This window comes from Paenibacillus sp. MT124, assembly GCF_058792755.1.
Genome location: NZ_CM179500.1, coordinates 3,574,770 through 3,599,247 on the forward strand (window position 1 = coordinate 3,574,770; position 24,478 = coordinate 3,599,247).

The following is a 24,478-nucleotide window of genomic DNA, read 5'->3' on the forward strand; positions in this document are numbered from 1 at the left end:
GAAAATCAGACTTATTCTTTATCACTTAAACCAACGATCGCTTCATACGGTCGCAGCATCCTTGGCAGCTTGCTATCTTCGTAGTTGGTAAGCCAGATGTCGGAGAAGTTAAAGCTATGTTCTTCTTCCTTAAGCTCTACGGCTTGATCAGAGAGATTGACTACGACCAGCACCTGCTGGTCTGCCAGAGTACGTGTATAAGCAAATACACTAGGATGTTCCGGCATAAGAAGCTCATAGATACCATATGTCAGCGTGTCGCGTTCTTTTCGCAGCTGAATCATTCGTTTATAAAAGTGAAGGATGGAACGCGGGTCCTGAAGCTGTTTCTCTACATTAATATGAACGTAATTATCATTCACCTTAAGCCACGGCGTACCATTGGTAAACCCTGCTTGTTCTGCAGAAGACCACTGCATCGGCGTTCTGGAGTTATCGCGACTCGATGCCCAGATGATGTTCATGATTTCCTCATGCGACATCCCTTCTTCACGTTTAATCTGATATAGATTCCGGTCAGCTACGTCGTTATAGTCCTCTATGGAAGGATAAGCCACATTCGTCATACCTATTTCTTGTCCTTGGTATATGAACGGAGTGCCCTGCATGAAAAAGTACATGGCTCCAAGAGCTGTTGAACTTTCATACCAATACTCCGCATCATTTCCCCAGGATGAAACTTTACGTGGCTGATCGTGATTTTCAATAAACAGTGCATTCCAACCGATGCCTTCCAGTGATTTTTGCCACTTGGTCAAGACGTTTTTCAGTTTGGGAACATCGAGCTGCCGGTCTGTGCTGTTTTTCCACAGGTCAAGATGTTCGAATTGGAAGACCATATTAAATTTGCCTCTGACTTCACAGATCCAATCGTATAGATCTTCCTGGTCCTCTACTTTAACTCCATTGGCTTCCCCAACGGTTACCACGTCATATTTGGATAACGTTTCCTCTTTCATTTCCTGCAAATAACGCTGAATTCCTTTGACATTCATGTGCTTCTCAAACGAAGAGATATATTTAAATCCTTCTTTGACTGGCATATCCAACAGGCCCTCTTCTTTGTGGATATGGCTGATTGCATCGACACGGAAACCATCAATACCTTTATCCAGCCACCAGTTCATCATTTCATATATGGATTTCCGTACGTTTTCATTTGCCCAATTCAAATCCGGTTGTTTTTTGGAGAACAGATGAAGATAGTACTGTCCGGAGACTTCATCATATTCCCAGGCAGAACCACCGAAGATGCTTTCCCAGTTATTCGGTTCTTCTCCGTTCTTCCCATCTCTCCAGATGTACCAGTCCCGTTTCGGACTATCCTGCGAAGATCTCGATTCGATGAACCACGGATGTTCGTCACTGGTATGATTGATCACCAAGTCCATGATGAGTTTCATGCCACGGTGATGTACTTCTTTTAATAATTGATCAAATTCAGCCATCGTGCCGAATTCATCCATAATGGAACAGTAATCACTGATATCATAACCATTATCATCATTAGGAGACTTATACATCGGGCAGATCCATATCAGATCAATACCGAGGTCTTGAATATAATCCAGTTTTGAAATGATTCCCTTGATGTCGCCAATCCCGTCCCCATTGGAATCCATAAAGCTTCTAGGATAGATTTGATATGCTACTGCTTCTTTCCACCATACTCTTTTCATTTGATGTAATCCTTCTTTCTCAACCACGATATAAACTGCACCAATCGATCACACAAGGGCACTACGAGCGCAGTACCATCTTCCGATCGCTGTTATCCCCAGATTTTTTGAATCCCCTTCTCTAAGGGGGAAATCCGGTGATATGCCTATGCTTCCGATGCAGCTTTCCTTCGGAAAGCTTTTAAGCGAACGCTTCGCTTCTCCAGATTGGTTCTGCCTCTCCGTTAACGTGTGTCTGTTTAAGCAGTTTATATAGACTTTATTTATAGTATTATTCTTTACGCATGCACAAGGTACATTCTCGCTTCATATGGACGCAGTTCGTCCAGAGGCAATTCACCTGCATAATTCGATATCAGCAGCTGATTCGTCTCTGACAAGTGTTCCTGAAGCGGGAGCTCGATCGTATTCCCCTGAAAATTACATACAACAAGGACTTTTGTTCCATTCAGCGTTCGGGTATAAGCAAACACCTCTGGATCATCCGGGAAAACCAGCTCATAATCTCCATACACGATGACTTCATGATCTTTTCTTAATTGGATTAACTTCCGATAGTAATGAAATATGGATTCAGGGTTATTCAAATTGTCTTGGGCATGGATATCGATATAGTTCGGATTCACCTTAATCCATGGTTCGCCACTTGTAAACCCAGCGTTATCGGAAGAATCCCACTGCATCGGTGTTCGCGCATTATCGCGTCCCTTGGCGAAGATCGACTCCATCACGCTGCTTTCAGGATATCCTTTCCCCATTCTTTCTTTATAGAGATTAAGCAATTCAATATCCCGATAGTCTTCAATCGCATATTGAACATTCGTCATGCCTAGTTCTTCACCCTGATAAATATAAGGTGTGCCTTGCATGCCATGAAGAAGGGTCGCGAGCATTTTAGCCGATTCGATCCTGTATTCTCCGTCATTTCCCCAACGGGAGACGATTCGTGGCAAGTCGTGGTTATTCCAGAATAAGCTGTTCCAGGCATCGCCCTTGAGCTCTGTCTGCCATTTGGACAGCACTTTTTTCAATTCCAGCACATCCAAAGGCTTGAGATCCCACTTTCCTTTGCCTTCTTGTTCATCCAAGCCGATGTGTTCAAATTGGAACACCATAGAAAACTCACTGCCGTCCGGGTTGCTGTACAGTTTTGCAATCTCGGGAGTAGCGCCCCATGTTTCTCCAACGGTTAGGAGATTTTCTGCTTTTTGAAACGTTTCCTTGCTTAGTTCCCTGATATATTTATGCAGATTGGGCCCATTCCCCGTAATCTTCGCATCCGGCTCTTTACCGATTAAGTCGATTACATCCAGTCTAAACCCGCCGACTCCCTTGTCGATCCACCAATTGATCATGTCGTAAATCTCCTGCCGGACTTTGAGATTTTCCCAGTTGAGATCTGGCTGTTTTACGGAAAAGAGATGCAAATAATATTGTCCAATTTCAGGAACCCATTCCCAGGCTGAGCCACCAAATGTGGACCCTAAATCGTTCGGAGGCGTTCCTTCCACACCATCTCTCCAGACGTAGTAGTCATGGTACGGATTGTCTTTGCCTTTTTTAGCTTCTTGAAACCAAGGATGCTCATCCGATGTGTGATTCAACACCAGGTCCATAATGATCCGAATATCTCGTTTTCCGGCTTCATGAATTAACGCTTCCATATCATCCAGAGACCCGAACATGGGATCGATATCCTGATAATCGGAGATGTCATACCCATAGTCATCTTGAGGTGACTTGCATACAGGTGACAACCAGATCGCACCAATGCCGAGTTCCTGCAAATAATCGAGCCTTGACTCAATACCCTTCAAGTCGCCAATTCCGTCTCCGTTACTATCTTGAAAACTCCGCGGATAGATTTGATATACAACGGTTTCTTTCCACCATTTTTTATTTTCCATGTCATTCAACCTTTCTACCTTCTCCAGTTTGGTGTGCCTCTCTGCTAAGGTGTGTTATAACCTCTCATTATTCTTTGACTGATCCAACGACAATGCCTGTTACAAAGTATTTTTGCAGCAGCGGATAAATCAACAGCAGCGGAATGACTGCGACTACGATTTTAGCTGCATTCAGGTTTTTATTCGAAATCTCAGTCAGGTTGCTGAGCTCGCTGGAATTCGTACCGGCTTGCAGCAGATCGGCAATATTTACGTTAAGGGACTGAATATAGGTCATAAGCGGATAGTTGCTGACCTTGGTCATATAGATCAAACCGCTGAAGAAGTCGTTCCATGTACCCACGATACTGAATAGGGCAACGGTCGCCAGCGCAGGAATGGACACGGGAACATATACTTTGAACAAGACTTGCAGCGGATTCGCCCCATCGATAAACGCCGCTTCTTCCAGTGCTTTAGGAACTGCAGAGAAGAAGTTCATCACAAGAATGACACTGAATATCGGGACAGCGCCTGGCAGAACAAGTGCCCATATCGTATTAAGCATATCCAGGTTTTTGATCAACAGGTAACTCGGAATCATGCCTCCACTGAACAACATGGCAAAAATCATGATATTCATATAGATGTTTCTGCCTTTGAATTCCCTTTTCGACTTGGATAGCGGATAAGCCATCAAAATAATCAGAATCATGTTAAGCACAAGAGCCAGCGCAACGCGCAGAACAGATATGCCGAATGAGCGCCAGAACTGTGCATCATCAATAATTTTTGAATACGCGGCAGTCGTAAAATTGACCGGAACGAGACCTACGGCATTCGCCGATACAGCCTCGCTGCTGCTGAATGAAATGGCAACAATATTCCATAACGGAAGAAGGCAAGCCAATGCCAGCATGATTACGATGGCATAGATGACAAACCGGCCAATTCGTTCTTTAACGTTTGCAGAATAGGACACGGACGTTGCCTCCTTAGAAAATTTTTCTGTCAGTATATTTTTTGGCGAGTTGATTCGCAGACAAGAGCAGCACGATGCCGATCACGGATTTGAACAATCCAACAGCCGTACCGAAGCTGTACTGTCTTCCAACGAGACCAATGCGGTACACGTAAGTATCCAGAATATCACCCGTTTCATACACTACCGGGTTATACAGGTTATAGATTTGATCGAAACCGGCACTCAAAATATTAGTCAAGCTCATTACACCCATGAGCAGAATAATAGGCAGCATACCCGGCAGCGTAATATGCCATACTTTTCTCCACCAACTGGCTCCATCCATTCCTGCCGCTTCATATAGACCGGGATCAATCGACGTGATAGCAGCCAAATAAACGATGGAACTATAACCAAATTCCTTCCAGACGTCTGTTCCGATGATCAGTGGCTGGAACCACGTGTTGCTGCCCAGGAAATTGATATGATCCAGGCCAAAGAACGCGAGCATTTGGTTCACGATTCCATCCAAACTGAACATGTTGACCACGACGGATGCGAGTACAACCCAGGATAGAAAGTGCGGCAGATAAACAATCGTCTGCACGGATTTTTTAACGTATTTAACACGAATTTCATTCAATAACACGGAAAATATGATCGCCATCAACGTTCCGAGCAGAATCTTGGCAATCGCAATGACTAGCGTATTACTGATGACCTGAGCGATATCCGGGAGTTTGAACATATAAATAAAATGCTTCAGCCCTACAAATTCGGAGCCGAACATGCCCTTGGCTGGTACATAGTCCTGAAAAGCCGTAATGACACCGACCATTGGTATATAGCTGAATACAAGCAAAAACAAAATACCCGGCAGCATCATCATATGGTACATGGCACCTGTGCCTAGCCGGCCTCTTGCTTTTAATTTCCCCTGTTTCATGGATGAACCCCTTTCCTGAAGAAAGGCTGCATATCGCAGCCCTGCTACTGTTCATGGATGTCTATTGTTTCGATGCGATCTCATCTTCGATTTCCTGAATGACTTGATCACCGCCTTGTTTCTTCCAGTTGCTGACGAATGTATCGAAGTAATCCAGCGGTTCGGAACCTGTCACAATTTTGATGAACGATTCCTGTTCGAGCTTCGTCAAATTGGCCCACGTTTGTTTCATGCTTGATGTCGTTCCAGAGAAAGCAGGAGTCATCCAAACGAATTTATTCTCCTGTGTCAGCTTGTCGATCAGTCCAACGCCGTTAATCCGTGAATGGTATTTGGACCAAGCGGTCACGTCATCCGTATCCATGTCGCTCAAATACGTTTTAATGCTTCCGATATTGTTCTTCGATTCGGTTGTGCGAACCTCATCCAGACCAATTTCCCCTTTGATTCCACGAACGACATCAGAATAATCATCCAGCAGCGATGTAGCGGAATTGACTTCGATATTAAACGGTCTCGTAGATCCGTCTACCCCAGTCTCCTGATATTTGGCAGCTTCCGGCATGGTTGTTGCCACATCTTTATCATTTGCCAGTTTGTCGTAGAACAGGTTTACAATCTTCACTGCCAGTTCAGGGTGTTCATACCCTTTTCTTACTACGATAAACTGATTGGATGGATTAGCATGTGCCACGTTTACATTGCCTTCTGCATCTTCCAACGTATATGCCGAAAATTTCGCATTTTTATCCATCTGTTTCACGCTGATCAATCCCCAGTCTGGGATATGCCACGGTCCAAAAGCGATACCGCTCTGGCCATTGGTATAGAGTGCAGTAATGTCATCAAACGTCCGAGTTCCGAATTGCGGGTCAATGATGCCTTTCTTGAACCAGTCTGCCATGATCCCCAGCATTTGCTTGGTCTCTTCTGTCGTGGAACCATACACAATTTTGCCGTCTTCCCCATTCATCCAATATTGCGGGAACGCACCCTCGGTTGAGGCAACACCCAGCATGGTATAGGCAGAGGCATTGTAATCTGTGGTATTCAATGTGTTGACAAAAGGAATACCGACCGGATTACCGGTTTGACCTGGATCTCTTTTCAGGAATTCCTGTGCTGTTTTCTCCACTTCTTCGAGCGAGATGGCTCCATCTCCGTCTGCATCAAGTTGGATCCCCAGCAGATCCAGCCAATCCTGACGTACCCAAACCATCGTTGGTGCGGAATCCAGGGACGTCGCCGGCAGGCCCATCAAACGGCCATCAATCGTTGCATTTTCTAATGCACGCCCATCATAGGAATCGTAAATCTGCTTGATGTTATCTGTGGCGTATTGATCGTAAATGGTTGTCAGATCTTCAATCAGGTCATTGTCCACCAGTTCTTTCAGTTCGTCTTTGGAGTCGACACGCATCATGTCAGGCAATTCCCCAGAGGCGATGGCGAGCGAAACCTGACGGCTGTAATCTTCACCATTGGCTTCAAATTGATCTGTGATTTTTGCGTTAAATGTATCTTTAACCAGTCGCGTATATGCGTTGTTCTCATAGGTGTCCCCAGCCGGCAGTTTCGGATTGGCTGTAGTCACCCGTCCCATGGTTACAGTGATTTCGTCTTTGTAGGCACTGAACGGATCCCCCGGTGTTACCTCATATTTGCCTGCTTCCTCCGCAGTAGGAGGAGTGGATGCGCCTCCACATGCCGCAAGAGCTGTAACCATAAGTGCAGACATCGACAGCACGGCCAGACGTTTCGTGAGCGGTTTGCTTTTCATGGACCATTTTGTTCTCATCTAATTCGATTCCCCTTATTCTGATTATCTTTTTTGTTTACGCTTTCATTATAAAATGGAGTGAGGATCCACTGAGATAGGGATTGCACGTTCGTTTGGATAGAGAAATGATTACAGTTTTCTACCGCGATCCTGGAGCATTGGTTTGCTCGTGAACATTTACCTTACCTGCTGACTTACATTCATCTATCTATCCTTATTTCCATTCAAAAAAAAGGCCGGCAGCTCCTCAAACAGGAAACTGTCGGCCTTCATTTATCCATAATCGATAAAATGTTTCTTGGACCATTTCCATGACGCCTCCAACGATTATTATGGAGACGGTCACTTTCCCTATGATGGATGTCTGTTCAATGGGAACACGTCTGTTATTTGACTCCTCTGCCTTGCTGCCGATATTCGCTTGGCAGCAGGCCAGTCATTTCACGGAAAATCCGGCTGAAATATTTTTCATCCGTATAACCCACTCGCTCGGCAATCCAGAAAATCGTGTTGTTTGTATTAAGCAAATATTCCTTCGACTTCTCTACCCGGATGAACCTGGAGTACTCATTAAAGGTTTTCCCCATCAGATCTTTGAAGCATTGACTGAAATAACTTCGGCTGATGTTGAGTTGTTGGGAAAGGCCTGAAGCGGTATACGCCTGCTCCAAGTCATCCTGCATGATCATCACTGCTTTTTTCACGGCATGGATGATTTCCTGGGAATACGAAGTCTGTTCGTCGGCCTTACGAATAACTACAGCAGTCTGTTTAATCCATTTCTCAACCTCATACCAGGAATTGAAACCATGGATCATCGAGATCCTTCCAAGCGTTGTTTGGGCAAACAGGTGATTCCATTCCATAACGAGGGAGTATAGTAATCCCATCAACTGGCCCTTGTTTAATCGTAATGATGTAAACTGTTCAATGAGTTGGTTGTAGTACGCGTCATGATGAGTCCATGGGGTTTGGAACCAGCTTTGCTTAATCCGGTCTATGTCCTCATCCTGCGGCTCTTTTAAAAAGGTCTCTTCCTCGTTCATCGAAACCGCAATGACTTGGTCATCAGGGTTGTACGCATAAAATAGAGATGCCTCGGTATAATTCATAATCCAGTTTTTGATTTGGGACCATGTCCTCTCTTGAACATCGGACAAAACCAATAACGTACTATGAGGAATTTGATTCAGGGATGCCTTCAGCTGATGAAACAGCGGGTCCTGCTCGTCATGGGAAGCTGCCCACATCCAGCTATTCCGTTCAACCTCCCACCGAATCACATCTCCATCGGTGGTCAGCTCCACGGGCCACTTCTGTTCGGATTTGCGATCTTGGGAAACAAGTGCATACACATTCGGGTAATGGACATTGATTTCATTGGAAGAAGGCATCTTTCGGCTAGAACTCATCAACCCAGTAATACGAGTATGGATCCGGTGCAGAACATGTTCGAACTGTTCCTTCTCCAGCTGGACTTTGGCTATATAATCAATAGCGCCCAGCCTCAGCGCTTCCTGGATATAATCGAAATCCTGATGCAAGGTTAACACGACAATATGAAGCTCCGGATAGAGCTGTTTCGTCGCTCTCATCAGTTCAATTCCTGACATGACCGGCATCGCAAGATCCGTCAACATGAGATCAACCGGTTGGGATTTCAGGAAATCCAGTGCTTTTGCTCCGTTACTCGCTTCTCCTACAACCTCCATATTGAACTCGTTCCATGGCATCGCTGAGCTAATGCCTTTGCGTACTAGCTTATCGTCATCCACAATCAATACCTTAATCATGCTGAGATATCTTCTCCTTTAATGGGCAGTATGAGCAGAATGCTTGTCCCCGTTCCCAATTCACTCTCGATGAGCAATTGTGCTTGGTCCCCATATTGTGACTTCAACATGCGGTGAACGTAATTGAGTCCAATGCCCATTCCTACTTTTTGTTGTTCAGCTACACGGTTGTTCAGCAGTTTATGAATGGTTTCCTCGCTCATGCCTGCACCATTATCCTGTATCATAATGTTCAATGATGTATTACATGTCACTTCAATCTGAATAAAGCCTTCGTCACTCAATCCATGATAGAGCGAGTTTTCAACCAGAGGTTGCAAAATAAAACGAGGCACAGGAATTTGAAGCACTTGTTCGTCAGCAGTAATCCGAACGTCAAATTCAAAGTCATACCGAATTTGCTGCAAAATCAGATACTGCCTTAATGCATCAATCTCCTCTTCCATCGTGGATACTTGCCCTAATTTGCCCAAGTTGTAATAGAGCAGCTTGTTCAATGACTGTACCAGCTTGTCGATCTCCCCTTGTCCGTTCATGACGGCCAGCCAGTGTACCGTATCCAGTGTATTCATCAGAAAGTGCGGGTTAATCTGATAGAGCAGTTTTTCCACTTCCAGGTCTGCACGAATTTTTTCTTTCTGCTGCACTTCCTTGAAGAGATCGCCAATTTGATGCTGCATGTTCGAAAATTCGCCGAGCAGAAAATCAAATTCGGGAATCTGGGTGCGAGCTCGGCTCCCCGTCGTTTGTGGATTTTTGGACATCCCGTTGATTTCCGAATGGAACAAACCAAGTGGTTTGTAGACCATCTTCCACAAGAGCCAAGCTAGAAATACGGTAAAGCCGAGAAAAAATAGTGCGACCAGCAATATTTGAAGTAACCACTGGTTTTTCTCCTGCTGATATTGAGCCTGCGAAATGACTGAAACGACACTCCATTTCTGTGATGAATCCTCCTTGAACCAGTGATACCCCCGGGATATCCCGTCCTTGGCAGGATCGGCTGTCAAGCTGGAGAAATTCTCCCCGACCTTCATCGCTTCCGGTATTTCACTGTACACAATGTTGCCTTCACCATCCAGGATCAGATGAGACAGAGCCCCATTGTACTGACTGTATCCCAAGTTATCCTGTGTGAGGCGAAAGCCCGACTCAACGTAAATGTACACGTCGTCCCTTTCGGGCAGTTGTACTCTTCGCAGAGCAGACAGAACGAGTTGGTCATCGAATCGGTTCATGCTGATATGCGGACCATAATATTTAATACCATAGGTCTGGAAGAGCACAGGCAGTGACTCCGGAGAAAAGCGATCCTTAATCGGGAAGTTGCCAAACTGTGTAGTTCCATCCTTCTGGAAGTAATATAACGTCAATCCAATATTCGGATTGGTAAACGTGACCACACTTAACTCGCTTTTTAATTCGTCTCTCGCCTCCATCAATAGGAAGATATCCGAGGAAGGCTTCAGGAATTGATCCAGCTTTTTGCCAATGGTTCCACGGTAGGACAATTGCTGTGTAACGTGATTCAGATTGGTGATTGAATTCTCCAGGGAGGAAGTCACCTGCTGTAAATTGCTGCGGATGCCGTCATCGATTTTATTTGCGAAAATGGAGTCAATGGTATAGTAGGAGATCGCAAATATGCTGATAAAAGGGATAAACGCACTGAGGAAGAACAATAAAAAGATCCTTTTTTTAAGTGTCATTCTGACTGAGTCTCCTTCAAAAAATAAAAACAGCAAGCCTCCTGGTTATGGAAGCTTGCTGTGAGTATACATACAGCTATACCGAATATCGTTATCCCCATAGGCTGAGGCCTACTTTGAAGCTTGTCGGCATTTCGATCCATTCAGGTGGATATATCAGGACACTTCGTCTGTTTCCGTCCTCGTCCAATTTCCTTCATAATTATAGATCGATATTCGAATAAGTCAAACGCTTTCATGCTTCTCGCCACCAAAACCAGTGGCAGGACCCTTTTACATAAGATAAAATCATCTTAATTGTTCTTATTGTTTATTTTTGAGCAAGGATTATATAGACAGATTGGTTGGCAATTTGGGTCGATGGGTAGATCGTATTAACGATGGTGAAGCCAGCATCAAGCATTTGCACTTCCATATCTTTGGATGAAACTCTCGGACCCGTTGAAGTCTCTGACTTTTCTAATTCGATACATAAAAATAAGCCTCTGTCTTTCAATATTCTGTTAATCTCTTTCAGAGCTGTTGCAAGAGGCTTAACTTCATGTAAAGAAATGGATGCAATAGCTGTATCAAGAACCTGGTTATCTAACGGAATTTCTTTAAAGTCACCTACAACAGATGTAATATTCGTAATACCTCTCTCCGTCGCTTGGGTTTCCAAATATTCAAGAACATCCTTGTCATTATCCAACGCATATACGGTGTTCACTCGTTCTGCAATGGACATTGAAATATAACCAGTGCCCGCTCCAAGGTCCAATACATTATCGGTTTTCTTGATAGGCAATAGCTCCAATAATTCCTCTGCAGGAAATCTTTCGATATTTTCTAAGTTGTTTATTTTCTTTTGTAGTTTTTGATTCATATTGGTCTCCCCTTTAATTACGGATAAAATAACTCTTTAATAACTATAATATACTCTCATTGAAATGTAAACTGTAATGTTCCTTAAGATAAGTGGGGAGATCGTTTTTTTGGCTAGTCATATTTTCAATTGATTTTTCTGGAAGAAAAGGTTATTTTATAAAGAGCTTAGTGATAAGCAAGTTCCTTACACGAAGGGAGATGTTTTAAATGGCTGCTACTTATATGGTGGTTTCGTCTTAAAACTGAATAGTAGGCATACACGAAAAAAGCGGGAATTTGCCCGCATTATTTGGTATGCCATCCAAAGTAACCTTTCGTGAATATTGCTGTTTGCAGATACGATGAATGTCGTATCTTTTTTGCGTCCTGATGCCGCGCGACAGCAGCTTCTTAAGAGGCTGCTTGTCCGTGGCATTTTTGCGTCCAAAAAACAACATTAAAGGAGCTACCCAATAACATGATTGATTTGAAAACCTATGGCTATACAGAGATAGATGCAATTCAAGATGGATTATTGCCCGGCAGAGTGACAGAGCTTAGGCGCGAGCGCTTCACGGTCATGACCGAGTGCGGGGAAGTAACAGCGGTTCTTAAAGGAACCTTTTATCAAGGCGCGGCAACACGTGTGGACTTTCCGTGCGTCGGGGATTTTGTCTTGCTGTACTACAACGAGAGCGGAGATTCTCTCATCGCTACAGTACTGCCCCGCCGCTCCAAATTCTCACGCGCGGATTACTCCGGTCATGCCACAGGTTATACCAAAACCGTGCTGGAACAGGTCGTTGCAACCAACTTCGACTATGTGTTTATCCTTTCATCGCTGAATGGGGATTTCAACGTTTCCCGCATCATGCGATACCTGACACAAGCCCGGCAGAGCGGCGGCCAGCCGGTCATCATTCTGACCAAGGCTGATCTCGCCCCAGATTATGCTCTCCCACTCTCCGAAGTTACACAAAGTATTCCTGGTGTGCCAGTTCACGCAATCTGCAGTCATACAGCCATGGGGCTGAACGAACTCAATGCCTATTTCATGCCTGGTAAAACAATTGTCTTCCTCGGTATGTCTGGTGTTGGGAAATCGTCTCTCCTCAATGCATTGATGGAACAGAACGTAATGAAGGTTCAGGCGATCCGGGAGGTCGACAGCCGGGGACGGCATACAACAACCCATCGTCAGTTGTTCATGCTCCCCTCCGGAAGTATGGTCATTGACACGCCGGGTATGCGGGAGCTTGGTCTTTTTGATGCCGATGAAGGCTTACGCACTAGTTTTACCGATGTGGAGGCATGGTTCACTCAATGCCGATTTACGGATTGCCGCCATCAGACTGAGCCCGGTTGTGCGGTTCTCACCGCGATTGCCGACGGCTCGTTGTCTCGTGAGCGGTGGGAGCATTATCTCGCCCAACACCATGAGAACAGGTATGTCCAGAATAAAACGAGTTACCTCATTAACAAGAGGGCGAGAAGCAAAACGCTCGCCATGTACGGCAAGAACATGAAGAAAAACGGGGGTAAGAAGATATGAATATCAAATCCGAAACGCTGAACGCTGTCTTACACAGAAGATTTGAGAGAGAGATCATCTCGGCTGATTACCAAACCATACCTCTACATGGCGGTACTGTGGGAAATGTAAACTTGGTGACGGGGGTTGCCGAAACATCCGAAGGCGAAAAATTGTCATACCGCATCGTGCTAAAAGTTCAGAAGCAATGGACTCGTTACAATGATCCAGGCTCATGGCGCCGGGAATATGACCTCTATGCATCTGACTTGGGTGAAACATTCTCCAATGCCTTGCGCTGGCCAACATGTTATTACGCCGAGATGAATACCGAAGAAAATGAATTCCATCTATGGCTGGAATATATTGATGGCGTATCCGGTTTGGACTTGACCGGTGACATGTATGAACAGGCCGCACTGGAATTGGGACGCTTTCAAGGCAAACTGTATGCCAAGCAACCTGCTGTACTTCAGAGCCTGACTAACCTGAGCCATGCGGACCTCATGAAAAATACCTATCTGCACTTCCGGTCATGGCCGGTTGTCTACGACTATATACGTTCAGAGAACTGCAAATTTCCGCAGCATGTGCGGCAAATGCTTATCGACATTGATGAGCACGCAGAAGAAATATTTGACCGCATTGAAAAACTCCCCCTTGTGCTATGCCATAGGGACTTCTGGGTGACCAACTTGATCTATGCTGATGGGAAAATTGCGCTCATTGATTGGGATACATCGGGATGGGGCTACTTGGGTGAAGATCTTGCAAGTCTGATTGCGGATGAAGCGGATGTTAATGATATGGTCGATTACTACAAGCGGTGTGTTCCCGCGTATTACCAGGGATTTTCTGAATATGCAGATGTCCCCCCTGTTGCAGACCATTGCGTCTATGAAATGATCCTTCTCGTATTTGGATACAGGTTTGTGGAGAGTTATCTCCACACAGAGGATGATGAAGAGAAGACAAAACTTGTTCAAATACTTCAAAAAATTCATGAAATGAAAAGCATCACTGTTTAAGTTGCTCTAACAGAGAAACTCCGAGACCCGTGAATATAGTGGGGTTCGGAGTTTCTTTTGCAGCATCAATTGATTTGAAGAATAAAATGAAATACTACTTTTTATCACTATTTTGACATCCTATATACCGGCCATAGCGCCCATCTCAAAATTTGGCGGCCCCAAAAAGCAAAGACGGTCGTACCAGTCCATAAGCTGCGTCTATTTTCGCTGTACTGATCGTTGATAATATAAGTCCTTGTGGATGCAGGGCTCTTCAGACCGAGCTTTTCCCACTCCGATGGATCATTTGAATCTCCAAGTCTTAGAAGCATCTTCTGAGATGCCTTATCGATTTTATACGGAATTTGCTCGTAGGCCTGGGTGATTTGCATATGAAATTGTTCGATTGGATTGCGGCTGGCTATGCTCTCCAAGTGGATGCTTTCGCGAAGGTAAGAAACATACGCCAGATGTTCCGCCCAGAACTCGTCCATATAAAAAAGACGTACTCTCTGTTCCGAGGGGCTCATCGGTATATCGCCTTTTAAAATCTGAAGACGCTCGGCGTATAGAATTCGTCTCTGATCTTCCACCATATCCGAATAACTGTTCAGTTCCAGATGAATATCAAAGTTCTGACCCATAATAACGCGCTGAATATGCTCGATTTTACTGAGAAGTACCGTGTCATCGAGTGCCTCATCCTGCCTAGGTACGTGAACCAATTTATGGATGCCGAACTGAACCATTAGCTCATCTTCCAGGCTTACAAAAAATACGGAGGATCCCGGGTCGCCCTGGCGGCCGGAACGCCCGCGTAGCTGATCGTCAATCCGCACGCTTTCATTCACATATGTACTGATCACGTATAAGCCTCCCAGCTTGGCGACCAATCCTGCCTGCTCAGGATTTCCGCCGCCAAGCCGAATGTCTACGCCTCGTCCTGCCATATTTGTAGAAACGGTTACGGCACCAATTTCTCCTGCTTTAGCGATGATTTCAGCTTCTTTTGCGTCGTTTTTTGCGTTCAAAACATGGCAATGTACATTAACCTTCGCCAGCGCTTCCGCCAGGTCATCGGACTCCTCAACGCTGGATGTACCAATGAGAATCGGACGTCCCGTCGCATGGACAGACGAGATTTCTTGTACAAGTGCTTTTCGTTTGGCTTCTATATGAGTGTAAATTCGGTGCGGTTGGTCGATCCGTATGTTTGGTTGATTCGGTGGAATTCTCATGACCTGCAGCGCGTAAATATGTTCAAATTCCATAGCAGAAGCATGTGCTGTAGCCGTCATTCCGCAAATGCCTGGATACAGGCTAATAAAGTGTTGAATCGTAATCGTGCCGAGAATTTTCCCGCCTACGGTCCACTGCAGCCCTTCTTTGGCTACAAGCGCGGCTTGCAGTCCGTCAGGTAAATACCTGTTTTGAGCCACTCGGCCAGTATATTCGTCAATCAACTCGATTTCACCGTCTCGGACGATGTAATCGACGTCTCTTTTTAGTAACGTTTCCACATGCAGCGCACAATTTAATGACGTTAACAAATGAGTATTATGGCTATTGTACAGATTGCCGCTTCTGAGCAGTGACTCTGCCTTCGCTGAGCCAGCTTCATTCAAGTAAACGTTCCGTTGGAACTCATCGAATTCGTAATGCTCTCCTTGTTTAAGCTGCTGAGCCACTTTTGCAAAACGAATGTCGTCATTCTTGGAAGAGCCCGACTCTCCACTAATAACCAGCGGCACCCGCGCTTCATCAAGAAGCAGCGAATCCGCCTCGTCGACGATGACGAAGTGGAACGGGCGATGAACCAGATCAACTTCGTTGAGCGCGATCGTGTCTCGTAAGTAATCAAATCCTGCTTCTTTAGCCGTCACGTAGGTGACATCGCTAGCGTAGGCATTCTTTTTCTCGTACAGATTCATGCCCGCTTGAACTGAGTTAACACTTAACCCAAGAAATCGATAGATCGGGCCCATCCACTCGGCATCTCGGTTGGCCAAATAATCGTTGAACGTCAGCACATGCACGCCTTGGCCTGTTAGCGCATTTAGATAAGCGGGCATAACAGCGGAGAGTGTTTTTCCTTCACCCGTGTGCTGCTCAATTAGAAATCTCTCATGCAGAGCGATGGCTGCCATGATCTGTACATCGTACGGGTTTAATCCGAGCTTTCTCTTTGCTACCTCGCAGACTAAAGCGTAGGCATCCACAAGCAGCTCACTCAAAGCGCTGCCTCCTAACGCTTCCTCTTTCAGTCGATGTGATTCCTCTCGAAGTCGTTCATCGTCCCAGGCCTCTAGATTCCTTTTTCTGATGAGTTTCACCTGATCGCGATAGCCTTTCAACTGCTGCCGGCTATCGCGATCTTTGAGTTCACTCATTAACTTGGTGACTACATTCATGGGTTAATCCCTCCTCGGTGGAAGTGCACTTCCTTTGCTCCATGAAGTGCACTTGGATTCGACATCATGAGTTCCAAGAACTACTCACTATCAGAGCAATTATTATATTCTTTTTCAAAATGAGAATGTGATTGCTGGGTTACTTTCCAATTCGTTTTGATTAGTATTCTAGCCGTGGCGGGACGCTGCTAGTAACATGTGGTATCCGAGTTAAATAACAGACTGTCAGAGTTCCAATTTATCGCTTCGGTACTCAATCCCTAATTCCTGAATTAAACGCTTCAGCCCAGACCAGAGATTTTCACAGAGCTGATAAAGCTCTTCCTTTTCAGACAAATCTCCACTGATTACTTTTCTCGCGAGCTCAACATATCCTTCTGGCTTAATCGGTCTATCTATAGATTCTTCGAGGGTAACGGCTCTACTCGTATAGTACTGCTTGTTCAACAGACCAATTAATTTTGCATTTTGCCATGTAAAATCAAAAACAGCTCGGGGTAAATAAGAAAGATTATTCGTAACTCGCATATTTCGTATCTTGCCCATCGTTTCGTAAGGCTCCCAAATGATAAATTCTGCGATCACTTCTCTAAATGCTTCTTCAGGTACGGAAAGTGCAGCTTCTTTCGTCCCTTCAAATATACCTTTCGGATCATACAAAGAAGTAATGTGTAATAAGCTTCCCGCTTTAATTGCCCATCCATCGTCTACTGAACGCGCTTGATCTAACCATTCCGATGCCTGCTTGGTAGAAATCTCCAATTTGAATGGATGATAGATTAATTCATGGCTAGGTATATTCGCTCCATCTCGACAAATTACATGTAATTCTATATCTGAATAAGGACCGTCTTTGCCTTGAGCAAGCGAACCATAGATACCAATGGCTTCAATGTCCCCATCATATTTATCCAACAACTTGTCCTTTATCTCATATACGAAATCCAATTTTTCTTGACGACTTGTACGGGCTGGAAAAGGCAGCATATAAACCCTCCTGTTATCATGGTCTCATTTATTTTAACATCCACTGAACTAAGCTGTCCGTTGGATTAGAGGGTTCATGGTTAATTATCCTCAGCTTAGTAAAAGATCATGTACTTTTTACGATTTCTCAAAATAAAGAAGTGCTACTCCTCAGATGGATGAGGAATAGCACTTTTTAATATATCTAATCTACTTCAGTTCTAAATCACTTGTGATAAAGGGATGGCTAAAACAATTTTTACTACTTTCGTACGGTTACATTTAACTTGGACGATCGGGTTTCCCCTGAAGAATTACGAAGTACAGCTTCATACTCATAGATTCCAGGTCCCCTTTCAGTAATTGCAGTAACCACAGACTGTGCGTTAGGCGTATTCGATTGCAGCGACTGTGTGTCGATCAATATACCATTTTCGTAGAGTTCGTATTCGGTCGCATTCGTTCCCCACCACAGATTCATGCTGACATTATAGTTGCCGTCACCGTCCCAGTTGTCGTGCGATAGAACGGCTTGCCCCGGAGAAGCATCGGTAACCGTGACTGTCAGCGGAACACTCAAGGTCGTACCCAGTGAATTGATCAACTCTCCGGTATAAATGTAGGTACCATTTTTCTTTCCAGTAATATCAACTTGAACAGATTGAGCGGATGGTGATTGATCGACCAGTGTGATTTCCTTGATCAATTCACCATTCTCATACAGTTTAAACTGATTGCCGTTATTGCCCCACCACAAATTCATCGTGACTGTGTAGTCCCCGTCTCTAAGACCCGTGTCGTAACCGTTATTGTCAGATAACACAGGCGTTCCAGGGGCCCCGTTCGCAAGTGGAGTTGCTTGGTTGAGCCATTCCTCCCACTTGATTAACACATTGGCCTGATCATCCGTAAAGACAGTTCCTCTAGCTGCTTGAACATCATTACCGTATGATGCAAGAAGTTGACGTGCCTTTGCTCCTTCATGATGGATAGCTGCCTGGTTGGCCTGCCCTAATGTGTTCGCAAGCTGCTCAGCAAGAGCACTTGCATTAGGATCGATCGATTCATTCGCAAAGGAGTTGGTCAGATTAATCAGGCTATCAAACGTAGCAATAACTCCAAAGCTATATTCTACCGTCTGTTCCCAACCAGCCAAATCGGATACGTTTGCCGTCACCTTGTTCAGGCCGGGTTCCAGTGTATAAGCCGGAGTGTTTAGGAGCACACCCGTCGGTTCTGTCACGCCGGATACCGAATCGGAGGCTGTATAACCGATTTCCACGTGCTGATCAATGGTATATTCGGTTTGACCCTGAATTTCAATGGTTGGTGGTACGAGATCAATAGATAGAGTCAGAGTCTGCTCACTCTCTTGGTTACCATCCACATCGACACTCCAGTAAGTGATGGTATGTGTACCTTCTTCGCTTAGAGTCAACTGTGTGCCACTCACTGCTTCGCCACCATTGATTTGATAATAGGTTCCTTCGATCTCGGAATCTTCATCATTTGCTGTAAAGGTTACTTGGACTGGAGAAGTAAACCACCCGTCGTGCTCATCCCCTTCCACGGATACCGTAGTATGCGGAGGTGTCTGTTCCGGTGTTTCCCCTTCCAGTGTCACCAAGGCTGACAGCGGTATATTCAGTTCTTTCACAAGACGTGCCACAAGTTCAGATACCTTGATTGCACCGTTCATCTGCAAATGTGTATTGTCTTCCGTTGTACCTACCCACATGAATATCGACTTGGTTCCTTCTGTCCCAAGCTCCTGGAAATACTCCCAGCTTGCCTGGTTCAGATCGATGATGAGTGTTTCCGTCTCCTCCGCCGTTTCTTTCATGGCCTGAACATATTCCGGGAAGCTTTTGTTCAGGGTCTCTCCAGTAAAATCACGACGGTTCACTGGTGTGACCAGAACCGGAATCGCTCCTCTTTGCCGAGCTCCATCAATGTATTCTATCAAATATACCTTGAATTGCTCAGGCGTAAGATAGCGCTCCGGGCGGGACGGTGTGGAATCGTTATGAGACCACTGCATAAACAGATAATCCCCTTCATGGATGTCGAGCAAAAGATCGTTGAGATATCCACCGACCAGGAAGGTCTTGCTGCTGAGCCCACCGACTGCCCGGTTATCCACGCTGACTTCATCTTGATCAAAATATCCGCCCAGCGTTTCGCCCCAGCCTGCTTGCGGACGATAGTTCTCCGCGTAATTGGCAACGGTGGAATCGCTCGCCAAATAAATGACAGGCTTATTGCCCGCGCCGTTTTCAGGCAGACGCTCAATCTTCAGTCCATTAATCTTCGGTGTATTTCCAGCGAAGTCAAAATTGAACACTCCGTCAATCAGAGCAATGTCATAAGTGATTTCTTTAAAATCGCCCTTGGCAATGGTTGTGAGCGGCAGCTTCGTCATCTGCTCCACAACGACACTTGCGCTCGTCGATTCCACCGCATCCCCAACAGTCATCGTTACCCGGTAATTGGCTGGTTCCATTTCCACCAGGAAGGAAGTTCCGTTTACCCGCGTAAAATCCTCCTTGAGCACATCTCCAGTTTCCCGGTTCACATCTTCGGTCAGCGCAGTATCGGCAAAGCCATATCCGTTGCCTTCGATGTACGCTCTCTTGGCATCTACCTTGATGTATCCATCAGCAGCGCTGCCGGAACCAAAATCAAACATGTACTCACGTACCTCTTCAGCCGTCTCTTTGGTCAATGAATCCTTGGCGACGGTTAACATGTTAAGCGCGTGGTAAACTTGAGCCTGAGTGGCTTCGGTATTGAAGATGGCTTCCGCAGCTGCCAAGGCCCGATTCACCACTGCTTTCGATGCGTCTGTATATTTCGACAGATCCAGTGCTTTGATCTCATCATAGAGAGCAACCAAAGCCGTTTGATCGCCGCCCTCGGAAGGGAGCTGAGTGCCTTCAATTCGCACGTTATCGATCTGAGTCGTCCAGTTCAGCGTGCCTCCACCGCCTTTTCTCGTACCCAAGAACCTAAGAGCTCTGACATTGTTCGCGTAAGCACCGGAACTCATCTGAATAGATTCGATTGTCTGTGTATCAGTCGGATCCGCCAGGTTCGTTAATGTAAGATCCAGCGTTTTCTTGGCAAAATTAACGGTTGCATCCACATTGACCCACTGGTTCTTGGAAATCTCTGTAGCCGTTCCCCCTTCAGGTATGGCTGTATCGCCTGTGCCGTAGTCCGGATTATAAGCACCGACATAATAATGAATTTTGGAACTTCCGGTTTTCGTATACAGTGTAAAAAGCGCATTTTCGTTAGAATCCATGATGGTAAGATGCCCCTCTGACGGATAGGCACTTACGTTGCCCGATTGCCAATCAAACTTCACATTAACCAGATCGCCGTTTACGGCATCGAACATACGGAACACTTTAGCCCGATGTCCTGATCCGGATCCCGTGACGGAGAGCACTTTATTTCCGCTTTGTTCTACAACCGTTCCCGCCATCGTTCCTGCAATACCCGTAGCATTAACCATCGCATACTGGTAATTGGCGGCATCGCCTTCAAAATCCTCTTCGTAGAGCTGAATTTCTGGCTCCGGTTCCGGCTCGGACATATCCGGGTCGATCACCAGAGAAGAAATACTCAACTCCATGTCTTTGACCGCGCCTGCAACCAGTCCGGCAATTTTCTGCGCGCCATAACGACTGAAGTGGGTGTTATCGTTGATACCATTCGGGTATTTCGGATATTCACCCGGATTAGCGTAAAGGAACACTTTCTCCGTTGCAGCATTACCGATTTTGTCGTAGTATGCAATGCTCAGCTTGCTGAGATCAATCAGCGGCACGTCAAGCTCCTCTGCCACCTCTTTGGCAGCCTGCACATATGCCGGGAAGCTGACGTTGAATTCCTGAGTTACCGTATTAAAATCTCTGCGTCCAACCGGAGTAAGCAATACTGGTGTTGCACCTCGCTGTTTGGTACCGTTTACATATCGGGCCAGGTACATCTTATAATCTTCAGGTGATGCATAACGGTCCGGTATCCCTGCACTGGCATCATTATGACCGAAGGAAATGAAGAAGAAGTCTCCCGGCTTGATTCGCTGCAGGATCGTATCCAGACGACCGTCTACCATAAACGACTTGCTGCTTCGGCCGCCGATCGCGTCATTCACGATCACTGCCCCATTTGAGAAATAACGACCGAATTGCTGACCCCACCCTTCTTGTGGTGCCTGCATCTCACTGTAAGATTGCATGGTTGAATCACCAGCCATATAGATCGTCGTTGCAGCACCGGCCGATTTATCCGGATATTTCTCAATGAGAATATCTTGAATGTCTATGGCTGTACCCGTAAAGAGGAAATCAAGCTGACCATCCACCAGGGCAATGTCATAGGAATACTCCAGCGGTTCTCCCGCTTTTACATTCGTCATAGCTAGCTTCTGGACATATTCGGATTTGACTCCAACGTTGGAGTCACGCGAATCGCTACCTAATCGCAGCGTCACCTTGTAATTTGCATTTGGCAGATCAACGGCAAATGTTGTGCCTGTGTTGACCGAAACCTGGTTTGCCCCTACCGCAATCCCGCTCGTATCCAAGAACCCGAATCCCGGATCTTGCGCGTAGAGCGTATCCTGTACATTCGTACTTCCTGAGGCTGTCTCGGTACCGAAGTCAAAGCGATAGATAGACTCCAGCATTTCTGCTTCACGCGTCAGTGACAGATCGGCTTTGGGGAATGCTGTAGCTTCCGCTCCAAGATAAAAGCCTGTATGAGGCGGCTGGTTGTAAGATACATTTTGCCATGCTACACCAAGTCGATATACAGGGTCCTGCATCAGCGTAGGAATACGATAATCGGAAGGAATGGTCGTCGTATATAGACGATATTCCGAGCTATCTTCGCTTCGCAGCAGAATTTCCTCTCGCCAGTCGCCCAGAATATCCGCCTGAAGCGCCGGATTTCCTTTGGTATGATTGTTCGTTAACGTACCGGTTGCCCGGAAGATTTCATCCAGCTTTTTGTTTTCGTAATCCCATTTGTAGATGAGTGGAATTCCTTTGGCGGTAATGTTATCCCACTCATGGTCAAACAGCTCCCGCTGAAGATCTCCATCCCACCAGATGGCAAAATTGGCGGTTTTGGGTCCTTCGTCCACCGTGTAGATCGCTTCTCCAGCAGCCGAATAGGTATTGGTTACAGGCACACTTTGCCCGTTGGTAACGGTCGTGGCCCATGATTCATAGCCCGGATAGTTCGGATCAATGTCCGCTGACATCCCTCGACCGGTGTCAATGCCTGTTTTCTGCCCCCAGATAATTTCGCCTGTAGCAGCATCGCGCATCTCCAGTCCATATGCCGCATCCGAATGCTCGTGCACACTCACCACCTGGTACCCGTCCCGGTTCGGATCGAGCTGGCCTGCATGCATGGCATCTCCGTGGCCGAGCCCGGTGCTGTACATCAAGCTGCCGTCATCGTCGATGGCCAAGGCGCCGAACATGATTTCATCTTTGCCGTCATTGTCGGCATCCAGCACACTTAAATTATGGTTGCCCTGCCCCTGATATTGTGCTCCTGCTTCGTTCGTGTCGAAGGTCCAGCGCTGCACGAGTTTTCCACCAACATAATCATAAGCAGCAAGCACCGTGCGGGTGTAATAACCGCGGCTCATCACCACACTTGGCTTCTTGCCGTCCAGATAAGCGATAGCGCCAAGAAAGCGATCTACACGGTTGCCGTACCCATCGCCCCAATCACTGACGTTTCCTCTTGGGGGATTGTAATCCACGGTGGATACGGCCGCTCCGGTCTCACCGTCAAACAGCGTGAGATACTCCGGCCCTGACAGTATGTATCCGCCCTCGTTGCGGTAATCCTTTGTGCCATCACCAATGACCGTACCCTGTCCGTCTTTTGTGCCGTCCGCTGTTTTCACAACGACTTCGGCTTTTCCGTTGCCATCCAGATCGTATACCATGAGCTGCGTATAATGGGCTCCGGCACGGATGTTGACTCCAAGGTCAATCCTCCACAGCTTCGTGCCGTCCAGCTTGATGGCATCGATATAGACATTGCCGGTATATCCTGCCTGCGAATTGTCCTTGGAATTGCTTGGACTCCACAGGAAGACGATTTCATATTCGCCATCACCGTCCAAGTCCGCAACGGAAGCATCACCCGCATAATAGGAATAGGTTCCACCATCCTTGGTCCGACCGTCAGCCGGCTTATCAAGTGGAATAGGCAGATAGTCGTTATGCCAGACCGATACAACCTCTGGCTGCATTTGCTCCTTGCCCGCAATAATGGTTGATATCTGATATTGCGAGCTGTCGAAGCCGGTTGTGTCCACATAGTTCGTCACGTCGCTGATCGGTGACGTGTTCACTTTGGTTCCATTTTTGTATATATTGAAAGCGATCTCATCAGGATCATTGTTCAGATACCTCCAGCTTAAAAAAACGCCGTTGTCTACGAGAACCGCAACGAGACCCCGGTTAAGATATTCTCCCTGGCGGCCCGTCAGGATGTCGGATGACTCTGCACGTGCCGGAGCCGGAGGTACAGCCAATGAAATAACCATAAGGAATGCTAGAAAAGATACAAATATCGATTTCTGGATGGAAACAGTTCTTCGGTCCATTGGATTAGCTCCTCCTTTATCCAAAAATTCATACTTCGAATCTGGGGAAAGAAATCTTTCTGTTTTAAGACAGCCCCAGGAATTGTGTTCAATCTGCCCTGCTTGATGTTGTCGCTCGTTGCACTTGTGTAGCACTATTCCTTTGATGCAGGAAAACTTCTTTTTCACTAACCAAAGGAACACAAACGATAGTCACCCCCTTCTTATGTTACCGCTTACAATTATCTTACAGGTGTAAAAAAAGGCAGACAATCTAAAAAATGTGACGTATTATATAATAAAATTGACTTTTTTAGGCAGGGGATGAAAGT

13 protein-coding genes and 1 pseudogene are annotated in these 24,478 nt (G+C 46.0%); 2 read left to right on the forward strand and 12 right to left on the reverse strand.

All coding sequences use genetic code 11. From position 1 onward, the window contains the following. Positions 1-11 precede the first annotated feature (11 nt). From AC3RCI_RS16250 to AC3RCI_RS16285, 8 genes are all read right to left on the reverse strand, one after another. Positions 12-1,679: a glycoside hydrolase family 13 protein gene (locus AC3RCI_RS16250; protein WP_492525491.1), complete on the reverse strand. Its 1,668-nt coding sequence runs from the start codon at positions 1,677-1,679 to the stop codon at positions 12-14. Between the two features lie 278 nt (positions 1,680-1,957). Continuing rightward, positions 1,958-3,586, reverse strand: a complete 1,629-nt coding sequence (locus AC3RCI_RS16255) for a glycoside hydrolase family 13 protein (protein WP_492525493.1) — start codon at positions 3,584-3,586, stop codon at positions 1,958-1,960. 67 nt (positions 3,587-3,653) lie between these two features. Next, positions 3,654-4,547, reverse strand: coding sequence for a carbohydrate ABC transporter permease (locus AC3RCI_RS16260; RefSeq protein WP_127536960.1), 894 nt, complete (start codon positions 4,545-4,547; stop codon positions 3,654-3,656). A 13-nt stretch (positions 4,548-4,560) separates the two neighbouring features. Continuing rightward, positions 4,561-5,475, reverse strand: coding sequence for an ABC transporter permease (locus AC3RCI_RS16265; RefSeq protein WP_127536959.1), 915 nt, complete (start codon positions 5,473-5,475; stop codon positions 4,561-4,563). Positions 5,476-5,536: 61 nt separating this feature from the next. Next, positions 5,537-7,273 (reverse strand): extracellular solute-binding protein, encoded by a 1,737-nt coding sequence (locus tag AC3RCI_RS16270; protein ID WP_492525495.1) that lies wholly within the window; start codon positions 7,271-7,273, stop codon positions 5,537-5,539. 368 nt (positions 7,274-7,641) lie between these two features. Further along, on the reverse strand, positions 7,642-9,048 hold the full coding sequence (locus tag AC3RCI_RS16275; RefSeq protein WP_492525497.1) for a response regulator transcription factor: 1,407 nt from the start codon (positions 9,046-9,048) through the stop codon (positions 7,642-7,644). Further along, the gene (locus AC3RCI_RS16280; RefSeq protein ID WP_492525499.1) at positions 9,045-10,757 is read right to left on the reverse strand and encodes a sensor histidine kinase; all 1,713 of its coding nucleotides are present in this window, start codon (positions 10,755-10,757) and stop codon (positions 9,045-9,047) included. Before AC3RCI_RS16280 ends, AC3RCI_RS16275 begins: the two co-directional genes overlap by 4 nt. 310 nt (positions 10,758-11,067) lie before the next feature. After that, positions 11,068-11,622, reverse strand: coding sequence for a class I SAM-dependent methyltransferase (locus AC3RCI_RS16285; RefSeq protein WP_492525501.1), 555 nt, complete (start codon positions 11,620-11,622; stop codon positions 11,068-11,070). Positions 11,623-12,150: 528 nt separating this feature from the next. Between AC3RCI_RS16285 and rsgA the strand changes: the two genes are divergently transcribed. Together rsgA and AC3RCI_RS16295 are read left to right on the forward strand one after the other, a co-directional pair. After that, positions 12,151-13,155, forward strand: coding sequence for a ribosome small subunit-dependent GTPase A (gene rsgA / locus AC3RCI_RS16290; protein ID WP_492525503.1), 1,005 nt, complete (start codon positions 12,151-12,153; stop codon positions 13,153-13,155). Continuing rightward, the gene (locus tag AC3RCI_RS16295) at positions 13,152-14,162 is read left to right on the forward strand and encodes a phosphotransferase (RefSeq protein WP_492473200.1); all 1,011 of its coding nucleotides are present in this window, start codon (positions 13,152-13,154) and stop codon (positions 14,160-14,162) included. Before rsgA ends, AC3RCI_RS16295 begins: the two co-directional genes overlap by 4 nt. Before the next feature lie 107 nt (positions 14,163-14,269). Here AC3RCI_RS16295 and AC3RCI_RS16300 read toward each other — a convergent pair whose 3' ends face one another. The 4 genes and pseudogenes from AC3RCI_RS16300 to AC3RCI_RS16315 all read right to left on the reverse strand — a co-directional run. After that, on the reverse strand, positions 14,270-16,555 hold the full coding sequence (locus tag AC3RCI_RS16300) for a preprotein translocase subunit SecA (RefSeq protein WP_492473199.1): 2,286 nt from the start codon (positions 16,553-16,555) through the stop codon (positions 14,270-14,272). A 225-nt stretch (positions 16,556-16,780) separates the two neighbouring features. Continuing rightward, positions 16,781-17,542, reverse strand: coding sequence for a kanamycin nucleotidyltransferase C-terminal domain-containing protein (locus AC3RCI_RS16305; protein WP_492525505.1), 762 nt, complete (start codon positions 17,540-17,542; stop codon positions 16,781-16,783). A gap of 241 nt (positions 17,543-17,783) precedes the next feature. Further along, entirely contained in the window at positions 17,784-22,220 is a 4,437-nt protein-coding gene (locus AC3RCI_RS16310) for a GDSL-type esterase/lipase family protein (protein WP_492529924.1), read from the reverse strand. A gap of 21 nt (positions 22,221-22,241) precedes the next feature. Beyond that, positions 22,242-24,167: pseudogene (locus AC3RCI_RS16315) on the reverse strand (rhamnogalacturonan lyase); the annotation flags it as partial. Positions 24,168-24,478 lie beyond the last annotated feature (311 nt).